This is a genomic window from Brevundimonas vesicularis (genome assembly GCF_032067225.1).
GTDB lineage: Bacteria > Pseudomonadota > Alphaproteobacteria > Caulobacterales > Caulobacteraceae > Brevundimonas > Brevundimonas vesicularis_F.
Genome location: NZ_DAMBJX010000091.1, coordinates 1 through 4,412, shown reverse-complemented (window position 1 = coordinate 4,412; position 4,412 = coordinate 1). Strand labels below are relative to the sequence as shown.

The 4,412-nt window shown below is 62.2% G+C and carries 2 protein-coding genes; both read right to left on the bottom strand.

Annotated elements, in window-relative coordinates; all coding sequences use genetic code 11:
* Nucleotides 1–2,546: carboxypeptidase regulatory-like domain-containing protein (locus RT123_RS15080; protein WP_313010000.1), on the bottom strand; the 2,546-nt coding region annotated here is incomplete at its 3' end.
* Nucleotides 2,547–2,714: 168 nt separating this feature from the next.
* On the bottom strand, nt 2,715–3,803 hold the full coding sequence (locus RT123_RS15075) for a capsular biosynthesis protein (RefSeq protein WP_313009999.1): 1,089 nt from the start codon (nt 3,801–3,803) through the stop codon (nt 2,715–2,717).
* Nucleotides 3,804–4,412: the final 609 nt, after the last annotated feature.

The window sequence follows — 4,412 nt, the reverse complement described above, 5'->3', positions numbered from 1 at the left end:
AAGCCCGCACCTTCCAGCAGACCGTCGTACCAGTCTTTGCCCAGGGCGACAGCGAACTGATCCGTCTGGCCGCCATTGAAGTTGGTCATCATCAGGACCTGTTGGCCGGTACGGGTCGGGTTCGGACCGAAGACCGGGCGACCGTCAGGAGCCGTGCCGTTCTGGGTGCGCGCCAGCGACAGATCGACCCAACCGATCGCGTCCTGCAGTTCCGAGTGCACATATTCGGCCGTCAGGTTCCAGCCCTCGCCCATGCGGAAGCGGCTGAGATCGAACGCCTTAGTCGCGCCGATCGAGGTCTTCCAGATCGAGGGCGTCTTGAAGGCCGGATCGATCAGATTGATGTTGCCGGTGCCCTGATTGGCGCTGGCGGTCACGGCAGTTTGAGCAACAGGCTTGACGGCAAGACCATCGACATTCGTCAACGCGGCCTGCTGCGCGGCGGAGCAGACGGGGAAGGCGGATGCGAACTGCGATTGATACGTCGAGCTGATCTTACACTGGAACGAGCCGATCAGGTTGCCGGGGTTCGAATAGGAGTTCGAGATCCAAACGTTCGGCGAACCGCCCTGGAAGCGACCGAAGCCGCCATACACGGTCACATCCCACGGCGCGCGCCAGTTAAAGGCGAAGCGCGGCTGCAGAATGCCGACGCCGTCCAGGTTCTTGTCGTTGCCAAAGCCGAAGCGTTGGACAAACCCGGGGTTCAAGAGCGGCTTGTCATCCGACGTATAGAGGTCGTAGCGCAGGCCGGCGGTGACCGTCAGGTTCGGCGTCGCCGTCCACTCGTCCTGGAAGTAGAAGCTGTTCTGAGCGTAGCTGAACGAAGCAGCGCCATCGGCCTTGTTGTTCGTGGCGGCGTTCGAATAGCCGATCGAGGCGGCCTGACGCGCTTGGAAGCTGGCGATCGAGTCGAACTCGTATTCAGCGTTCGCGACCTGCACGAACAGGTTGAAGATATCCTGCTCTTCACGCTCGATGCCGGCCGTGAAGCGGTGGCCGAAGCCGGCGTCATACTTGCCGACGAAGCGGTACTGCGTCGTATCGACCGTCAGGGCGTTGGCGTGGCGCGAGCGCTCCGGTCCGAAGCGGATCGAGCGACGAACGCCGGTTTGGGCGCCGTAGGGAGAGTCCAGATAGACCTGCATGGCGGCGAAGTCGTTGCCGGCCAGGCCTTGCGAGATGTTTTCGACTTCCTTGCGCGTGAAGGAGAACTCGGTCGAGAAACGGTCGGTCCAGTCGGAGAACAGTTGAGCCTTGTAGGCCTTCAGGTTCGTGACGATCTCATAGGCCGAAGACAGCAGTCCGACCGAGAGGTTGTTGCCGCTGGTCGTCGTATTGTTCAGGCGCAGGTCGCTGCCTTCGGTCTGCTGGTAGGAGACGACGGCGCGATGGCGATCGTTGATGTTCCAGTCCAGCTTGGCGAAGTACTTCTCGTCATAGGTTTCCAGCGCGCCCGCACGCCAGTCCAGCGGATCGTAGCCATAGACGGTCGTGGCGATCTGACGAACCTGATCGATCTGAGCCTGGGTGATGCCCTGGGCCTCGTTGGGCAGACCGGCGCCTTGCGGGCCGGACAGAACGGGCGTGGCGCTCTCGAACTTTTCGTAGTTCAGCAGGAAGAACAGGCGGTCCTTGATGATCGGACCGCTGAGCGTAGCGCCCCAGGTCTTTTCTTCGAACTCGCCGACAACCGAGCGGTTCTGACGTTGGCCAGTGACGAAGTCTTCATAGCTGAAGGTTTCGCCGCGCAGGTCCTGATCGGTCTTCTCGTAGAAGAGTTCACCATGGAAGTCGTTGCCGCCGGACTTGGTGACCGAGTTGACCACGCCGCCGGTGAAGGAGCCGTATTGAACGCCGTACGGCGCCACATCGACGCTGACCGCCTGGATGACCGAACGCGAGATCGGCGAACCGAGGGTGGGATAGCCGTTCTGGTTCAGACCGAAATCGTCGTTCTGGCGCACGCCGTCGATCAGGATGGCGTTGAAACGCGTGTTCTGACCGCCGATCGACAGGGCGTCGTTGTTGGTGGGATCCACCGTGGCGAACGGGGTGGTGCGAACAATGTCCTTGATGTCGCGACCGATCGACGGAAGCGTCTCAATGTCCGCCAGGTTCAGGTTGCTGCGCGGCGAGGTGCGCAGACCGCCGGAACGGACGCCCGTAACCACGACATCGGCCACTTGCGCGGCGCTGTCCGCAGCACCGGCGACAACCAGCTCAACCGATGCCGGAGTGCCGATACCGATGGTCGCGACCTGAGCGACCGCATCGCCCGCCGACGAGGTGCTGCGAACGGTGTAGGGGCCGCCGACGCGCAGACCGCGCGACGAGAACGAGCCGTTCTGATCCGTAACGGTCGTCGAAGTGGTGCCCGACGGCTCGTGGGTCACCGTCACGGTCGCGCCCGCGACCGGCGCGCCGGCCGCGTCATAGACAGCGCCCGAGATGCCGCCCGTCGTTTCTTGGGCATACACCGCCGTCGAGGCGGACATCATGATGGCGACGGCCGAAGCGCCGTACGCCAGTTTGCGGAAGGTCATTAAGCTATCCCCAGCTGGTGGACCGAAAATGGTCGAGGACATGTTCCGGACATGTCGCAATCCAGCCCCCTCTAGGGCGGATGTCAGAACCTAGGGCGACAGTTATGTAACGGTAATATGACAGCGACAGAGGGTGGTGTCGGCGCCACACTGGTTAGGGATTGCGCCCTAGTCCGTCGCGCGTTCGAACACGTCGGCGATCCCGTTGGCGGTCGGAATGATCGCATGGGGCTCGTGATAGTTGCCGTTCACCTGGCTTTGGGCGATCACGTGAGCGCGGAAGCGCGTGAACAGCCGGCTGTCCGGAGCCTCGGGATCGGTCCAGAAGACGTCCAGTGGCTTCTGATCGGTCAACCCCTCGAAATCGAAGAAGGCGTCACCCAGCACCTTGACCGGCGTGTGGAAACCCAGCGCCGACAAGGCGGCGCTGGAGTTGTTGACCACCATGCCCTGCGAGGCGCGGCACAGTGCCGCCAGATTGCCGCCATCGATGAAATCGACACGGCCGGCGACGCCATGCTGCTCAGCAAGACGCAAGGTGATGGCGCGCAGATTGACCAGGCCGGGATCAAGCGGATGGTTCTTCACGACCAGACGCGTCTTCGGCGGCGCCTTTGAGGCGAAACTGGCGATCACCGCCGTAAGGAAGGCGCGGTTGTCGCAATAGCGCGAATAGCGCAGCAGCTGCGCGTCGCCCTCGCGCTGCAGGCATGCGATGAAGAAGTCGCCCTTCGCCTTTATGACGTCGGCGTCACAGTTTTCAGCCCGTCTGAACGCCAGGCTCAAATAGCGCCGGATATGACCGAGGCATTGGTTCAGCGGCGAGAAAACGTAAGGCGCGGTGTAGTTCGGGAACAGGGCTTTTCCCGCCACCTGCACCGTATGGTAGGCGCTGATATTGGCGACGTGATGCGGCAGGATTTTTCCGACCGTAAAGGGTTCAGGCAGCAGTGGCGCAGGCTCGGGATAGCCGCCCTTGAACCGCGGCAGGGCGCTCGAGCCATTGACGCCGTTTCGCTCGACCGTGATCCAGTCGGGACGAAAATAGCCGTTCTCCAAAACCCAGACGCGCGCATTCAAACGGTCAGACGCCGCCAGGACCGCGCGGTTGTAGTCTCCGGCCTCGCCAAACAGGATGATGTCGGTGAACGCCGAGGCGAAATCGATCACCCCTTCGGTCCATGCCTTCGCCGTGTCCTTGAACACAATGCCCCCGGACCGACGCCAATTCATCGCGTCGCCGGCATTGAAGATCATGCGATTCACAAGGGCGCCCCGCGCCTCAAGAACAGACGCCATCACCGGACCGAATCGCCCGAACGGCGCCGAAACGATCAGGAAGCGACGCCCCGACAAGGCGGTCGGGCCAAACTTTCTTTTGCCCGGGAAAGCGGAAATCGTCGCCGACTGCGAAGGCCGCGACGTCTGCAATCTCGGGCGGACCTCGGGCCGCACCGCATCGCCACGAAGCCGATATCTGCGCCGACGCCTTGCCGACAGAAGTCTGGAGGATGATCGCAAATCCACCATCACGCCCATCCTCTATCCGCCACCGAGGCGTGCATTGCTGCGCTCCGGCTGCGACCAAGATGTCTGTGATTACGGATCATCGCCATGCTTGTGTCCCGCAGTTTGGACGCGATCAATTGAAATCGCTCAAGTCCCGGGGATTTTGAAACGCAGGACGGTTGGCGTTGCTTTATGGCACCAAAACCGCCGCCGCCCAAAGGGCGACGGCGGCATGATGTTGTCATATCGACGACCTTCATGACCTTGAGAGCGCCGGGCCGGACGAACCGCACCGGCACTCCGAAAGTCTTAGAAGTTGATGTCGATGGTCGCGCGGCGGTTGAGCGGTTCGCGCAC

Excerpts from the sequence above, each read along its gene's own strand:
- RT123_RS15075 (WP_313009999.1), bottom strand. The coding sequence starts at position 3,803 with ATGATCTTCAATGCCGGCGACGCGATGAATTGGCGTCGGTCCGGGGGC.